The following is a 15,648-nucleotide window of genomic DNA, read 5'->3' as shown; positions in this document are numbered from 1 at the left end:
GCCTACCACAAATGGGCTTGCGGAAAATTGAGCCGCAGAACTTCGGAAAACGAACAGTTAGCGGACAAGATTGCAAGAATCCATATGGAAAGCCCAGATAAAGGCTACCGGCGACTAAATGACGATCTGCGCCATGATTATGGTATCCATGTCAATGACAAGAGAGTGCTGCGAATCTGCCGGGCCAGAGATATACGGTCTACTGTGAAATACCATAACCACGGCTGTACCAGGCAGGCCAAGAATCCTCAGTATCTTGCCGAAAACCTGCTGGGCCGTCAATTTTACGCTGACAAACCCAATGAGAAGTGGCTCACTGATGTGACGGAGTTCAAATGGTATGAGGGTATTGAGGTACATAAGCTCTATCTGAGCGCGATTCTGGATCTCTGTGACCGGCGCATCGTGGCCTATGCGCTGAGTGAGCGCAATGACAATCCTCTCGTATTCAAGACCTTTGACAGAGCCGTTAAGATCAACCCGGATGCACATTCTCTGTTCCACAGTGACAGAGGCTACCAATATACAAGCCGAGCATTCCACCAGAAACTCATACAGGCGGGAATGATACAGAGTATGTCCCGCGTGGCACATTGTATTGACAATGGCCCTATGGAAGGCTTCTGGGGCATCCTGAAACGGGAACGCTATTATGGCAGGCGTTTTACCAGTAAGCAGGAGCTTGTTCAGATGATTGAGAGCTACATCCGCTATTACAACACTAGGAGAGTTCAGCGCAATCTGGGCGTGCTGACACCGATGGAGAAACACGAGTTGTGCCTTACTGCATAAAAAGCGGCTGGCAGCGCATTGGCTGCCAGCCGGGAAAACTTTATATTTTTCACTGTCCTCTTGACGGGTAGCGGTTCAAATAGCTGGCGGCAAGCCCTTTCCTTTTATCTCGACGCACACCTTTTACAGTAGTCCAGATAGGTAGTCAGCTCCACTTGAAGCACTTTGGCAATTGAAATTTTTCAAGTAAGGGGTCGGCGATGAGACAGAAAGTTGTGCTCCAAAGGAAAAAACGACTAAATATATGCGAAGGAACAGGAAGAAAAGTTACACTGCCAGAATATAATCGATTGGGTAAGTACATGGGTACTTTGACGGTCTGGATACCCGAGCCAATCAATGCTTTATCGCTGGTATGAACGAAAAAAGGCTGGGATGTAAAATGAAGGTGGCTGTATGGAATACAATCCTATGCACAGGACACAAGACTGCCATCCCCTTACGCGTTGAAGGTATCCTTCAGCAGAATTGAAATATGAGGTACTTTACTGTTGTTTTGAATTGGGCGAAGAGATAGGACACGTATCAAGGAAAGTGAATATAGCTGTATGAGCATATACGCCTTACACAAGAAATATCTAAGGAAACACCACTTGCCAGCAGGACGGTTTTTTCCCACTCATTATGCGGTGTTGCCTTCAGCCAGCGCTCTGCGATGACTTGCTTGTGTTGCCTATTGAACCTGACCTGCCAACCCCTGATGTGACCGTCAACACCAGAAAGGGTGTGTTCGTCAACTATACCCCAGCCGAAATCGCCAGCTGAAAGCAATAAAAAAGACGAGTGTTCATACAGCTTTTCAAATGCTATAAGAACACTCGCCATGGTGCCGGTGACCGGACTCGAACCGGTACGCTGTCGCCAGCGGTGGATTTTGAGTCCACTACGTCTACCAATTCCATCACACCGGCAGATGTGGGATACAACGTTTATTATTATATCGTATTGCATCCCAAATTTCAAGACATATTAAGCAAAAAATTTATCTTTTATACCAAGAATAAAAATGACCAAAACGATCAGCGGAAGAATATAGCTGACATAGAATCGGATACCATCTCGTACCTTCATGCCGCCGCCTTCGTTCGCCTCTTCCTTAAAGTTCTTCCAACCCCAACCATACCGTGTTGTGCAGAACAACAGATAAACCAGAGAACCAAGTGGCAGCCAAATGTTAGACACCAGAAAGTCCTCCAAGTCCAGCACAGCAGAGCCTTCGCCAAACGGCTGAAAACCGGACCAAACATTGTAGCCCAACACGCACGGCAGAGAGAGTAAAATCATCAGCACCGTGTTCATCAGTGCCACTTTTTTTCTACTCCATCCGGTCAAATCCATGCAGCAAGACATGATATTTTCAAATACCGCTAAAACCGTAGAAAATGCCGCAAACGCCATGAACACAAAGAACAGGCTCCCCCACAGCTGTCCAAGTGCCATATGGTTGAAAATATTCGGCAGCGTCACAAAAATCAGATTCGGGCCGCTGTCTGGAGAAACACCAAACGCAAAACACGCTGGGAAAATAATAAGTCCGGCAGTAAACGCAACAAAGGTATCCAGAATGGCAACATTGACCGCTTCTCCCAACAGCGCACGTCCCTTACCAATATAGCTTCCAAAAATAGCCATTGCGCCGATACCAAGCGACAACGTAAAAAACGACTGATTCATCGCGCCAACAATAACATTGATAGGACCGGATTCCATCATGCGATTCAAATCCGGAATTAAGTAAAACCGGATGCCTTCGGCGGCACCATCAGTCATAACGCTGTTGATGGCCAAAATAACCATGATGGCCAAAAGCGCAATCATCATAACCTTCGTCACACGTTCCAAGCCACCCTGCAAGCCGAAAGAATTGATGGCGAAACCAACAATCACAACTACAACCATCCAACCAGCCATTACAAGCGGCTGACCCAGCATCTCCGGAAATGCGGCACCAACCTGCTCGGTCGTTGCGCCTACAAATTTGCCGCTTGCGGTCAAGCAAAAATAGTGCAGCATCCACCCGCACACCGTAGTGTAAAACATCATTAACAGATAGTTACCGATCATAGCAAGATAGCCATGAATATGCCATTTTGTTCCCGGCTTTTCCAGCTCCTGATAAGCACGAACCGGACTTTTTTGACTGGCACGACCGACCGCAAATTCCATCGTCATGATCGGAAGACCAAGAATAAGCAAAAATAGCACATAAAAGACAACGAACGCGCCGCCGCCGTACTGTCCCACCATCCATGGGAACTTCCAGACGTTGCCCACGCCGATTGCGCATCCTGCGGAAAGCAGAATGAAGCCAAGGCGAGAGCCAAGCTTTTCTCTTTGCATTGTTTTAACCCCTTATTTCTCTTGAATTCTATGGTCAAACGCCTTCACGGCATCTGATTTCTGTTGCAGACGCAATGCTTTTCTGTTTTCACGCAAGGCTCGGAAAAAGGATTTCAAAACCGCTCCACATTCCTCACCAAGCACACCTGATACAATTGCCGGCTGATGATTGTACGGCAAATCAAACAAATTAACCAGCGATCCGCACGAGCCGGCTTTTGGATCCGCCGCGCCGAAATATACTGTTTGAATCCGTGCATTGATGATCGCCCCCGCACACATCGGGCAAGGTTCCAGCGTTACATAGAGATCACACCGATGCAGCCGCCATCCGCCCAACTTTTTGCAGGCCTTATTGATCGCTTCGATTTCCGCATGATACAGCGCATTTTTTTTGGTTTCCCGGCGGTTTCTTCCCCGGCCGACAATCCTGCCGTCACAAACCACCACAGCTCCGACAGGGACTTCCCCCTCTTCAGCAGCTTTATGCGCCAAGCGAAGCGCAGCATTCATATATTTTTCCTGCTCGGTCATAGTTACCTCTTCACAGTACAAACTGAATTGGGTTTGCATCAAAAACACCCGTCACAACGGCGGGTGTTTGCTTATATGCAGTCCTCAGATTATTGCATCATCTGGCGCTGGCGTGACAAATTCATCGTGCCGTCCTGCATTCCGGACAGATTTTCCAGACAGTTGCCTGTTCCATACGCCACACAGGAAATCGCTTCATCCGCGACATGTGTCGGAATACCGGTTTTGGATGCTACCAGTTTGTCAAATCCCCAAATCAAAGAGCCGCCCCCGGTCATCACGATGCCATTGGTGGAAATATCACCTGTCAATTCCGGCGGGGTGCGTTCAATAACCCAATGAATTGCTTCAATAATTGCTGTGGACACCTCTTCGAGCGCATCCAGAATTTCGGTCGAATTAACCGTGAATGTTCGCGGGAGACCGGTCATCAGGCAGCGCCCCTTAACCTCCATGGATACTTCCTCCGAGCGCGGATAAACGCAGCCGATATTTTTCTTAATCAGCTCTGCTGTACGTTCACCAATCAAAGCATTGTGCTTGCGACGCACATATTTGACGATCGCCTCGTCAAACTTATCGCCTGCAATTTTAATAGAAGTAGATTCTACAATACCGCCCAGCGAGATAACTGCAACGTCGGTCGTACCGCCGCCAATATCCACCACCATATTGCCGTTCGGCTTTGCAATGTCGATTCCGGCACCGATTGCGGCTGCCACCGGCTCCTCAATCAAAAACACGCGCTTGGCGCCTGCCTGCGTGCCGGCATCAATGACCGCGCGCTCTTCGACTTCCGTGATAATCGACGGCACACAAATAACCACGTTTGGCTTAAACAGCCGGAATCCCTGCACCTTGCGAATAAATTCTTTAATCATCCGCTCGGTCATCTCATAGTCGGAAATCACGCCTTCCCGAAGCGGCCGAATGGCGATAATATTACCCGGTGTACGGCCCAGCATTTTCTGCGCCTCTGCACCAACAGACAAAATTTTACCTGAAACCTTGTCTACTGCTACAACAGAAGGCTCGTTGAGCACAACTCCCTTGCCCTTAACATAAACCAGCACAGTCGCCGTACCCAAGTCGATACCAATATCGCTTGAAAAAAGCGAAAACTTCTTCGCTATTGTCTCCAAAAAAGAAGCCATAATCAACATTCATCCTTTTGCTCTGTTACCACCAAATTACAATAATCTTATTATACCCTATCTATATAACCATTTTCAAGACAATTTACAAAATAGTTGTGGAACAGGCCTTATACATACCAATTTGATGTGCTGACGATATCTGACAAACCAAGATATGACAAAAAGCGGGTATCCGATGGATACCCGCCCAACGACTTACAGAATGATGCAAATCAAGCCGCCCGCACTTTCGTTAATGATTTTTTCCAGTGTTTCCCGAATCTTCCCACGGGCATCATCCGGCATCCGGCTCAACTTATGAGATAACTCCTCCCGTACCAATTCATTGAGGGACTTTCCGAAAATATTGGTATCCCAGATTTTCTCCGGCTGCTCCTCGAATTCACTGAGCAGATAATGCACCAACTCTTCCGACTGTTTTTCCGTTCCTACAATGGGATTGACCTCTGCTTTGATATTGGCTCTCATCAAATGGATTGACGGCGCCGATGCGCGCAGCCGTACGCCATACCGTCCTCCCTGACGGACGATTTCCGGCGCTTCCAAAGTCAATTCATCCACCGATGGCATTACCACGCCATATCCCGTCTGATAGACCTGATCCAACGCACCGCGCAGCCGCTCATATTTTCGTTTAATCTCGGCAAAATCACTCAGTACTGAAATCAAATCGGCAGCATCCTGTATGTGAATCTTGGTTTGCTGCCCGACAATCTCATAAAAGACCTGCTCGGGAATTTCAATGCTGATGCTGGCTTTGCCGCTGCCCAGCGCCATCTGATCAACATGCACCCGTCCGACATATTCATTTTCCCCAATACGGTCGCATATGGTTCGAATGTCGCGCATTTTCTCTCCGCCCTGCGCAGCAGAACGAACGGATTGATAAATACTTTGGCGAACCGCGTGCTGCGGCGGCAGCGCACCGATATAACGTGGCAGCGTAAACGCGATTTCACACACAGGGAATTCATACAAAACGCGCTGCATAATATCCGCAATATCATTTTCGTCCAGTTCCAGACAGTTGACCGCCAGCGGTTCTACCTGATACTGGCTCCGCAGCACATCGCAAACCGCTTTAGCGTGTTCTCCCTCCGGCTCCGCCGAATTTACCAGCACAAGAAACGGCTTACCGAGCGCGCGCAATTCTTCAATGACGCGCTGCTCCGCGGGTACATAATTTTCTCGTGGAATTTCGGTAAAGCTGCCATCGGTCGTCACCACAAGGCCAATGGTGGAATGTTCTCCGATGACTTTATTGGTACCGGTTTCTGCCGCTTCCGCGAGTGTCATTGGTTCCTCACGCCAAGGTGTGGAAACCATGCGCGGCATATCATCCTCCATACCGCCGAGCGCGCCATCCACCAGATATCCGACACAATCCACCAGACGGATTCGGCACATTCCGCCATCCGGCAAAGCGATTTCCGCCGCTTCCTCTGGAACAAACTTCGGTTCTGCGGTCATAATGGTTCGCCCGGCTCCGGATTGCGGCAATTCATCCCGCGCCCGTTCTCTTTTATACATATTGTCCATGCCGGGCAGCACCATGGTTTCCATAAACCGCTTAATCAACGTGGATTTGCCCGTGCGTACCGGCCCAACCACACCAATATAGATATCACCGCCAGTACGCGCGCTGATTTGATTATAGATTTGATGATCCAAAATTTCCCCGCCTTTCATACCTGCATCGGTATCAGCAACACCATGTGGGAAACACCTGTGGCATCCGCCGGCAAGTCATTGACACGCCGAATTTCCTCCATGGTTGTACCGCAGTCCTTGGCAATTTCCCATAGCTGCTGCTCCTCTTGAACATAGCGAAGCAACAAGGTTGCATCTGCTGTTTTCTGCTGTGCTTCTCCCGCTTCAAGCGATGTAATATGTCGAAATGCAACCCGTTCTTCTGCAGTTGCCATGCCGGATGCTGTAACATTGCACAGAACACCGGTTTCCCCGGCAGCAGAGGCCCGCACGGTCAGTGAAATATCGGACAGTTCCCCTGTAACAAGGCAAGGCATGGTCATTGGGACCAGTCGGTCTACCGCATATAGTTGCTGCTCATCGCTCAGATATAGCACTTGTATGGCTGCGGTAATTTGCAAATCGCCTTTCGCACTGTGCTTTGCGCTGCAGCAAACCGCTTGTGTAGAAACAATATGCGCTGCATGCTGCGCGGTTTGTAGGGTTTCCGATGCCTCTGCGGTAAAAGCAACGCAAGGCGGCATAGAATGCAGCAACGTTTTTTCTTCGCTCATCTGCAGCGTTCGTCCCGGCAGATAGAGGTCTTTAATCCTGCATAATGTTTTTGTGCGCCGAACGGTAATCAGTGCGGTAACCGATACAGTATAGGAAAGCAGGCCGTCCGGTTCAATGCGGCTGTCAATCTCACGCACCGCAAGCTGAGCGAAAACGGTATCCTGCTCTTCGACCTCCGGCATCTCCAGAATCTGCGTAAAAGGCGTCGTGTTGGATAGGATACGCACAACATCGTCTTCCTGCATCGCAAGACACTGGATTTCAGCCTCTCCCTTCAGGACAATTTTTCCGCGCATCGCCCGACACTCCGACGTTCTTAATGTACAGTTGGTGTGCAGAATCGACAAGCCATCCGCATCCTGCATCGACACATCATCCAACACGGTAATCGGATATGCGCGCACCTGTTCGGTCAGCGTTACCGTTTGCATCTCACTGAGCAGTTCGACCTGTTTTTCCTGTGTTCCTTCGGTGATTTCACATTGTGTCTGGCAATATCCCTCAATGAAAAAACAGAGCTGCACTTTTACATTCAGCTTGCGGCTGTTCACCGCCACCACATCCACTGTCGCGACCTGACATCTCACAATGCAGACGGTTTCCGCATCAATTCCTTCGCATTCTTCGATGTGCGCAAAGCTGACCGGAACCGACAGGCGGCGAAATCCTCCCCCCTTTTCCGGTTCATACAACACAACGATCTGCACCATACCGGATGCAAGAAGCCTGCCGCTTTGCGGCGTTTGATCCCGTACTGCCGCCGTGCCGTATGCACAAACAATCCGGCCAATATCCGGGAAGGTATCCGGCACAATCGAGTCGGCTGTTTCACTGCAGGTCGATATTCGCGCAAGCCGCTTATCATAGTAATGGATGCTTGTTTGATTTAGTTCCATTGGTGCTGTCTCCTCCTTTTCACTGCGCTCCTATCTAACAATATGTCCCCCTGTAGTGAAATATGAGAATAAACAAAAATTTGCAGAACGCTTACAACCATGCTCTTCTGCTCTTTTCTCGGGTACGGCAGATGAAAAAAGCCCGATTCAGCTTTGCACTGAATCGGACTTTTAGCACAATGGTATTATTCCTGTTTATATAGTCAAACAGCAAGTGACGAATATTGTCACTTAGAGCAGCATTTCCAGCGGCGCATCACAATATGGGCAACGCTCTCCCACTTTGCCCTCTAACGGCAGGTAGGATTCGGTTTTAGTGATACATTTATGATTTGAGCACTTCACACCGTGCGAACCGATATCCTGATGACCTGCGCGAATGAACGGCAGTTTGGATAATGTCAGCAGCAGCGCCATACGACCAAACATACCGAAACGTGCCTGACGAAAGTAAACCGCACGCGGGTCATCGTCCACATCCTGAGCGATTTCATCCACGCGTGGCAGCGGATGCAGCACCAGCATATCCTTTTTGGCGCGCTTGAGTTTTTCCGCTGTCAGTTGGTAATTTCCTTCTAAATTCTGATATTCCTGCGCCGTCACAAACCGTTCTCGCTGGATTCGCGTCATGTATAATACATCCAATTCCGGCAGTGCATCGTCAATGCTCTTTACTTCGCAATATGGCATATTATGCTCTTTCAGGAACTGAATCATATAATCCGGCAAACCCAATACATCCGGTGCAATCAGATAAATCTGTACATTGTGATATCGTTCCAGAAAATGCAGAAGAGAATGTACGGTACGTCCGTACTTCAAATCGCCGCACAAACCGATTTTCATATCGTCTGCTGAACCCCGCATACGCAGTATGGTGACCATATCCGTCAGAGTCTGTGTCGGGTGTAAGTGGCCGCCGTCACCTGCGTTGATCACCGGCACGGAGGAATACATGGACGCCGCTTTTGCAGCTCCCTCGCGCGGATTACGCATGACAATCATATCCGCATAACTGGAAACCATATTGATGGTATCCTTCAAGGTTTCTCCTTTTGTCGTTGATGAGGAACCCGGATCGGAAAAGCCGACCACACTACCGCCTAAACGCATCATCGCAGTAGAAAATGATAGATTGGTCCGGGTGGAAGGCTCGTAAAACAGACTGCCCAACACCTTACCGCGGCAAGCGTCCGTATAACCCTCGGGGCGGTCAATGATGTTTGTGGTCAGCTTATATAGGTCGGAAAACTCCTTTTCCGTCAAATCGCACAAATCAATGATATGGCGCATTTGGATGATCCATCCCCTTTTCTTTCTTTTCTTTGATAATCATACCACAGGGAAAAAAGAAAGAAAAGGGTTATTTCCGCATTGCTTCGATCGGATCAAGTCGCGCCGCGCGTACAGCCGGCAACAGGCCGGCTGCGATGCCGCAGCAAAGACATAGCATAAAGAGTCCTATTATCATACGCCAATCCGGTAAAAGCGCAATCGTCCCGAAGAGCACAGCCAGCACGACCCCCATACCGCATAATCCGCCCAATGCGCACAGCAGCGCAGATTGCAGCAGAAAAACGCGACGGATATCCCGTGTTTGCGCACCGAGCGCGAGCAGGATGCCGATTTCCCCCGTCTTTTCATATGCTGCCGCCAGCATGCTGCAAAGCACACCGATCAGCGCGACACAAAGCGTAATTGCTCCCACCACAGCGAACAGCATAACGCCAAGGCCGGCCAACCGGTTCACCGTATCCACCATGCCAGACATGTTTTGCACCCGAACCGTTCCATCCACTTGACCATATCCGGTTAGATATCGTGAAATCTGCGAACTGACAGCAGGCAAGCTCGCATCCGCCGAGCATTGTACAAAGACCTGATCCGCATTTTCCTGCGGGGTTGCCAGACACATATACGGAATATACACCAAATGCGGGGCGAAGGATGAAGCAAGCGACCCTAACGCACTGGTTTGCGCTTTTACAACTCCACACACGGTGAAATATTGATCCTGCCCATCAAAGCGTACCCGTATGGTACGACCGACAATATTATCCCGCCCGTATAGAGACTGGGCCAGATCATCGCCAACTACGGCAACCTGCTTAGCGCTATCTGCTTGCTGTGCACCAAGCAAGGTCCCCGCAAGCAGTTCGAGCTGCATCACTTCCCCCAGCCGTTCATCCGCTCCCAAAAAAAGCACATCTTCACTGGTATGTCCTGCCCGCACAGTACCAGACTTCGCCTCAATCGGCATAACGCTGTCAATCTCCGCCACCGCCTCTTCCATCCGGTCGGCAAGCTCTGCGGATAACGGATTGCCCGCGCCATGATCCTCCAAATATACGGTGAGTCCGCTGACACCTAGGGTTTTAAGTCCTTCGCTCACTTTTTCCTGCCCCAGCATCCCAATCGCTGCAATCAGCAGCAGTGCCCCGGCACCAACAGCAACGGACAGTGCACACAGGATTGTGCGTAATGGATTTTCCCGCAAATTTCCGGCAGCCAGCCGAAGCAAGTCGGAAAATCTCATGCCATCACCTCGACCAAGTCACCATCCTCCAGCGAATCCGGCGGCGACAGAATCACCACAGCATTCGCATCCACACCTTCGCAAATCTCCGTTACCGATTCCAGTATATACCCGGTTGTTACGGCACGTTGAACCGCCCTGTTCCCTTCTAAGCAGAACACATATTCCTGCTCCCCACGCTGGCAAATCGCCTCCATCGGCACAGCAACTGCATCCGCATGATAGTCGGTAAAAATTTTCACTGTGGCCGAATAGCCCGGCCGCAGCCCCTCCACGTTTCCGGTCAGCTCCAAGATCGCCTCGACGGTCGCTTCAGCGCTTTCCCCCGTCAGACTGACTGCGCGCGCTGCGACGGGCGAGAGACTTTTGACCTTTGCGCCAAAGACGGCGTCTTCCAAAGCCGAAACCGTCACATTAGCCCGCTGACCGCTTTCCAGCTCTCCGGCATACATCTCCGGAGATTGCGCACGTACCTGTAAACAGTCCAAGTCAGATATCCTCACGCACGGCACGCCTGCAAAAACACTTTCCCCCACCTCTGGCACATCCAAAACTGTTCCGGAAACCGGTGCACGCAGCACCATATCCTCCTCTGACTGTACAGTCTGCGCCTCTCCACCTGCCATTGCGCTCCATACAGACTGTATCCTGTCTTGCAACAGCAAGTTGGTTTGGCTGGCCTGCGTCAATGTGCAGAGGATGGCTCCCTGCTCCACAGTTTCACCAACCGACGCATAGACGGTCGTAACTACCGCGTCAGCTGACGGCACTACCACCGTGCTGTCAGCTGCCTCAATTGTACCGGGAACAGTGATACTATTATAAATATCCTGTACCGTGGCCACACCGGTTCGCACAGCCACCGATGCCGGTGTGCGCTGTTTCCACGACCAAAAAGTCAATGCACACAGTACCACTGCCGTTGCGCCCAACACCATCCGCGCCTTTTTTTCCACAAAAAACCGACCTCCCGCCGCAAGACTGTCATTAGTCTACGAAAGAATGGCCGGTTTTACACATGCAAAAACTGGTTTTTCTTACAGTACCGCGCGAATCGCGTCTGCAACTGTTTTTGCACGCACGATGTTCATTTTATTCGTCAATTCCTCGTCAATCTCCTGCATTGGCATGACGCAGGTATGGAATCCCAATCGATATGCCTCATTGATGCGCTGCGCGGCGTTGGAAACCGCACGCAGTTCTCCCGTCAGCCCTATCTCACCGAAGCTCATTACCCCCTCTGGAAGCGGCTTATCCCGAAAGCTGGACGCAATCGATAACACCATTGGCAGGTCGACCGCAGGCTCATCCAACCGCATACCGCCTACTACGTTGACATATACGTCCGAAGAAGAAAGAAACAAGCCGCAGCGCTTTTCGAGAATTGCCAGCAGCAACACCATACGGTTATAATCCACGCCTGCCGCAGTGCGACGCGGCACGCCAAATTGCGTTTTCGCTGCCAACGCCTGCACTTCGGCCAGCAGAGGACGGCTACCTTCCATCACACAGGCAATACAGTTTCCAGACGCGCCCTGCGGGTGTCCAGCCAGCATAGCGGCAGACGGGTTCTGCACCTCAAGCAAACCATGGTCGCTCATTTCAAACACGCCGATTTCATTGGTAGAACCATAACGGTTTTTCGCTGCGCGTAGACAGCGAAACGGCCCCGTGGTCTCCCCTTCAAAATACAGAACGCAGTCCACCATATGCTCCAAAATTTTAGGGCCGGCCAGTGTACCCTCCTTGTTGACGTGACCTACAATGAAAATGGTCACATTCTTGTTTTTTGCGTACTGCATCAGGCTCATGGCGCACTCTTTAATCTGGGTCGAACCGCCCGGCGCCGCTGTCAAATCGCGTTTATAAACCGTTTGAATGGAGTCCACAATCAGAATATCAGGCGCCATTTGCTCTGTTTCCGCAATAATTTGCTCCATATCCGTTTCCGAAAGAATGTATAAATCAGGTGACGAGATCTGAAGCCGTGCTGCCCGAAGTTTAATCTGCCGGAGCGATTCTTCACCGGACACATATAAAACACGCGCAGATTTACACATTTCCTGACACATTTGCAATAGCAGCGTGGATTTACCTATGCCCGGCTCACCGCCCACCAGAACAAAGGAACCGTGTACTGCACCACCGCCCAGCACCCGATCCAACTCTCCTATGCCGGAGTGGAACCGACTTTCATCCCCGCTGTCGATATCCTTGAGCAGCGTCGGACGCGATATCCCGCGCTGAAATGTGTCTGTGCCGCGCGCTGCGGATTCTGGCTTCACCTTAAATTCGCTCATGGTATTCCACGCACCACAGGAAGGGCATTTGCCAAACCATTTTGGACTTTCATAACCACAATCACTACAAAGATATACGGTTTTCTGTTTCATATTTCCTCCGTTAAACGCCGTTTTCGTACCGAAGATATCCGGTTACAATACTGGCAGCCAGTTTTTTATGATATTCCTGATTCCCAAGAAGCGCTTCTTCAGCGGGATTGGATAAAAAACCACACTCTACGATCACCGCCGGACAATCCAGCACTTTCATCAGGTAAATGCTCTGGTCTGCCGGTTTGGCCTGTCTTTTGTTGGTCGGGTCACAACCTGTAATCAACGCATCCTGCAAAAGCTCCGCCAATGCGCAGCCACCCGCATGATTGGTAGAGTAAAAAACCTGAGCCCCATGATACTGTGCATCACTGAACTTATTTAAATGGATGCTGAGAAAAACAGGATTTGCTGTCTGCTCCACAACTTGTTGACGTGCTTTGATATCAGAAACTTTGTTCTCCCGCACAGGACGGGAGGGATCGTAATCCAGCGCGTTTGTGTCTTCGCGCGTCATAACTGTCTGCACACCAAAGAACGATGCCAACAGTTGTACACGTTTGGCAATACTTAAATTGATATCCTGTTCCGTAGTTCCGTTTGATCCGATTGCGCCGCCGTCAAACCCGCCGTGCCCTGCATCAATCACCAACGTGCGCACCCTATGACTCTGTGCAATTGCCTGAACTACCTGCTCCCCTGTTGTCCAGGCCATCACAACGGCGAACACCAGCAACACGCAGCCCAATACATATTTTTTCCATCGTTCTCTCACTGCGCACACCTCCGTCATGACAAGGTATGCGTATTCTGTGTCCATTATAATTGACATTACCGCAGCGCGCAATATTTTCATTGTTGGCTCTATAAAATCATGGTATAATAATATCATAAACTGGAGGGATGAAGAATGAGCCAAGCTTCCAAACTGCTGGCTGTCATAGACTATCAAAACGATTTTGTGACCGGTTCATTGGGATTTGAGGGGGCGGCAGCCATTGATAACGGTATTGCGCATTTGGTGCAGACCTACCTTGCCCAAGGCGATCATGTCCTGTTCACTTACGATACCCATGATGACTACTATCTGGAAACGCGAGAAGGCCGTGCCTTGCCCATACCTCATTGCAATCCCAAGGAAAACGGCTGGCGATTATATGGAAAGACACAGGAAATCTGCTGCGAAACATGTGCCAATCATCAAATTCATACGGTTTGCAAGAATACTTTTGGCATGTCCCCCACCGATCTCTCTGCTATAGGACACGATTTACCCAATTTACGAGACATTTTGGTAGTAGGTGTTGTAACCAACATGTGCGTAATCTCCAACGCTATCCTTATGCAGGCGCAGTGGCCGGAATCACAAATCACGGTCGATGCCTCGTTGTGTCGCAGTTTTGACCCTGTACTCCACGATAAAGCGCTGGACGTCATGCAAGGCCTTCAGATGAATATTATCAACCGATAAGTATTTTCGACAACGCCATGATGCCGGAAGGTCTGAAAAATACAATAACAACTCTCATAAAATAACTTTTACGTTTTGTAGATTTGTCAAACATATTGAACAGTGCATTCCAAAGGGGAAAGTCAGTGAAGTGGGCTCATAGGAAAGTTGTTGGAGCGTCTATTGTGGACAGTAAGTTGTTCTGCAAAGTCGTTCAGAGAGTAAAAGTGTTTCTGGTTCTCTCGGTAACTGCGCTCTACCTTGCCATTATACCGAGGTATGCGAGGGAGATGAGCTTGCGGCAGAGATCCGGTTTGACGGCAGTGTTCTCAAGTAAAGCGGGTAGATTCTGTTTGCTGCCGGAAAAGCGGTTGGTAAACTCAAAACCATTGTCCGTCTGAACACACTTCACCCTGATACCCTAGCGTGCATACCATTTGAGCAACCTTTTGAGAAAATCAGAGGAAGAAAAGGTGGATTGCTCCGGGTAGGCGGCCAGAAAACGAAGCTTTGTGAACTCATCAATGGCGGTATATTGAAACAGACGGCGTTTCGGGTCTGTGATACGGCTGCGGGCCCCCATTTTTACCTCTATTTTAACTCGCTGGACGGGATAGGTCATCTGCTCATAGGGTTTAAACCTATAAACCGTTTTTCCTTCGATGGTGAAAACATTCCCAGCTTACGCTTATCCTTTATCTTTTTTATTAAACTGTCCAATATGTATTGGACTTCTACACAACAAAAAAAATTTTACATTTTATATTGACATAACCGCAGTATATTTGGTATATTAATTGGGTTAACATGATTACTATAAATAGAAGCGATTTGATTTTACTGTTATTAAGTAATCATATATCTGTTTGGGTATAGCGTACTTGTTTTACACCACATTCAAAAATGTGCAAGGCCTATCCACAAGCAACAAACCGACCCCCCACAACCTACTTGCACACCACTAAAACAAAATACCTTCCAACAAATGATTCTATTAAAAATGGGCTTTGATCACATTTTAGCCGTGGTTAAAACAATTTCATAACCGGGTGTAGCGCAGTTGGTAGCGCGCCTGCTTTGGGAGCAGGATGCCGCAGGTTCGAATCCTGTCACTCGGACCATGCGGAGTATCATTAAAGGATCTGAAAAGGTCTGCTGATGATACTCCGCATTTTTATTTCCAAGTTTATATAGCGATCTGTGTGGGGGCGTAGCTTAGTGCTACGCCTTTTCTCGGTAGTGTCAAGAGTTTTGCGCAAATTGGTTTGCAGTCCCTGGCATGAATGATGTCAGCCAGCAATGGAGGCATCCTCAGTAGCAGCCTCCAGATGCTTCATATTCATGT

General features: G+C 49.4%; 12 protein-coding genes and 2 tRNA genes. 3 read left to right on the top strand and 11 right to left on the bottom strand.

The genetic code is table 11. From position 1 onward, the window contains the following. Positions 1-792 (top strand): IS3 family transposase (locus ACTQ3V_RS14030; protein ID WP_441468074.1); only part of this gene is annotated, 792 nt, incomplete at its 5' end. Between the two features lie 824 nt (positions 793-1,616). Here the strand turns inward: ACTQ3V_RS14030 and ACTQ3V_RS14025 are convergent. The 11 genes from ACTQ3V_RS14025 to ACTQ3V_RS13975 form a co-directional block, all read right to left on the bottom strand. Next, positions 1,617-1,703 (bottom strand) — tRNA-Leu (locus ACTQ3V_RS14025). A gap of 58 nt (positions 1,704-1,761) precedes the next feature. Beyond that, complete coding sequence (locus ACTQ3V_RS14020) at positions 1,762-3,132, bottom strand: sodium-dependent transporter (RefSeq protein ID WP_441468073.1); 1,371 nt, start codon at positions 3,130-3,132, stop codon at positions 1,762-1,764. Positions 3,133-3,144: 12 nt separating this feature from the next. Next, on the bottom strand, positions 3,145-3,666 hold the full coding sequence (gene tadA, locus ACTQ3V_RS14015; protein WP_441468072.1) for a tRNA adenosine(34) deaminase TadA: 522 nt from the start codon (positions 3,664-3,666) through the stop codon (positions 3,145-3,147). Between the two features lie 89 nt (positions 3,667-3,755). Continuing rightward, positions 3,756-4,820 (bottom strand): rod shape-determining protein, encoded by a 1,065-nt coding sequence (locus ACTQ3V_RS14010; protein WP_441468071.1) that lies wholly within the window; start codon positions 4,818-4,820, stop codon positions 3,756-3,758. Positions 4,821-5,018: 198 nt separating this feature from the next. Further along, positions 5,019-6,494: a stage IV sporulation protein A gene (gene spoIVA, locus ACTQ3V_RS14005; RefSeq protein ID WP_441468070.1), complete on the bottom strand. Its 1,476-nt coding sequence runs from the start codon at positions 6,492-6,494 to the stop codon at positions 5,019-5,021. Positions 6,495-6,508: 14 nt separating this feature from the next. Further along, positions 6,509-7,984: a DUF3794 domain-containing protein gene (locus ACTQ3V_RS14000; protein ID WP_441468069.1), complete on the bottom strand. Its 1,476-nt coding sequence runs from the start codon at positions 7,982-7,984 to the stop codon at positions 6,509-6,511. A 231-nt stretch (positions 7,985-8,215) separates the two neighbouring features. Then, on the bottom strand, positions 8,216-9,286 hold the full coding sequence (pyrB, locus tag ACTQ3V_RS13995) for an aspartate carbamoyltransferase (RefSeq protein ID WP_441468075.1): 1,071 nt from the start codon (positions 9,284-9,286) through the stop codon (positions 8,216-8,218). A gap of 61 nt (positions 9,287-9,347) precedes the next feature. Then, positions 9,348-10,520 carry an ABC transporter permease gene (locus tag ACTQ3V_RS13990; RefSeq protein WP_441468068.1) on the bottom strand — a complete coding sequence of 391 codons (1,173 nt, stop codon included), beginning with the start codon at positions 10,518-10,520 and terminating at the stop codon, positions 9,348-9,350. Next, positions 10,517-11,476, bottom strand: coding sequence for an efflux RND transporter periplasmic adaptor subunit (locus ACTQ3V_RS13985; protein ID WP_441468067.1), 960 nt, complete (start codon positions 11,474-11,476; stop codon positions 10,517-10,519). Before ACTQ3V_RS13985 ends, ACTQ3V_RS13990 begins: the two co-directional genes overlap by 4 nt. 81 nt (positions 11,477-11,557) lie before the next feature. Then, complete coding sequence (gene radA, locus ACTQ3V_RS13980; RefSeq protein ID WP_441468066.1) at positions 11,558-12,913, bottom strand: DNA repair protein RadA; 1,356 nt, start codon at positions 12,911-12,913, stop codon at positions 11,558-11,560. A 10-nt stretch (positions 12,914-12,923) separates the two neighbouring features. Next, complete coding sequence (locus tag ACTQ3V_RS13975) at positions 12,924-13,628, bottom strand: N-acetylmuramoyl-L-alanine amidase (RefSeq protein WP_441468065.1); 705 nt, start codon at positions 13,626-13,628, stop codon at positions 12,924-12,926. Positions 13,629-13,763: 135 nt separating this feature from the next. On the opposite strand from ACTQ3V_RS13975, the gene ACTQ3V_RS13970 reads away from it, so the two are divergent. Together ACTQ3V_RS13970 and ACTQ3V_RS13965 are read left to right on the top strand one after the other, a co-directional pair. Continuing rightward, positions 13,764-14,324 (top strand): cysteine hydrolase family protein, encoded by a 561-nt coding sequence (locus ACTQ3V_RS13970; protein WP_441468064.1) that lies wholly within the window; start codon positions 13,764-13,766, stop codon positions 14,322-14,324. Positions 14,325-15,348: 1,024 nt separating this feature from the next. Then, a tRNA-Pro gene (locus ACTQ3V_RS13965) sits at positions 15,349-15,424 on the top strand. Positions 15,425-15,648 lie beyond the last annotated feature (224 nt).

Origin of the sequence: Candidatus Agathobaculum pullicola (genome assembly GCF_052117205.1) — a bacterium.
Taxonomy (GTDB): domain Bacteria; phylum Bacillota; class Clostridia; order Oscillospirales; family Butyricicoccaceae; genus Agathobaculum; species Agathobaculum pullicola.
The sequence above is the reverse complement of the archived record's forward strand: the minus strand, read 5'-3'. Positions and strand labels throughout refer to the sequence as shown.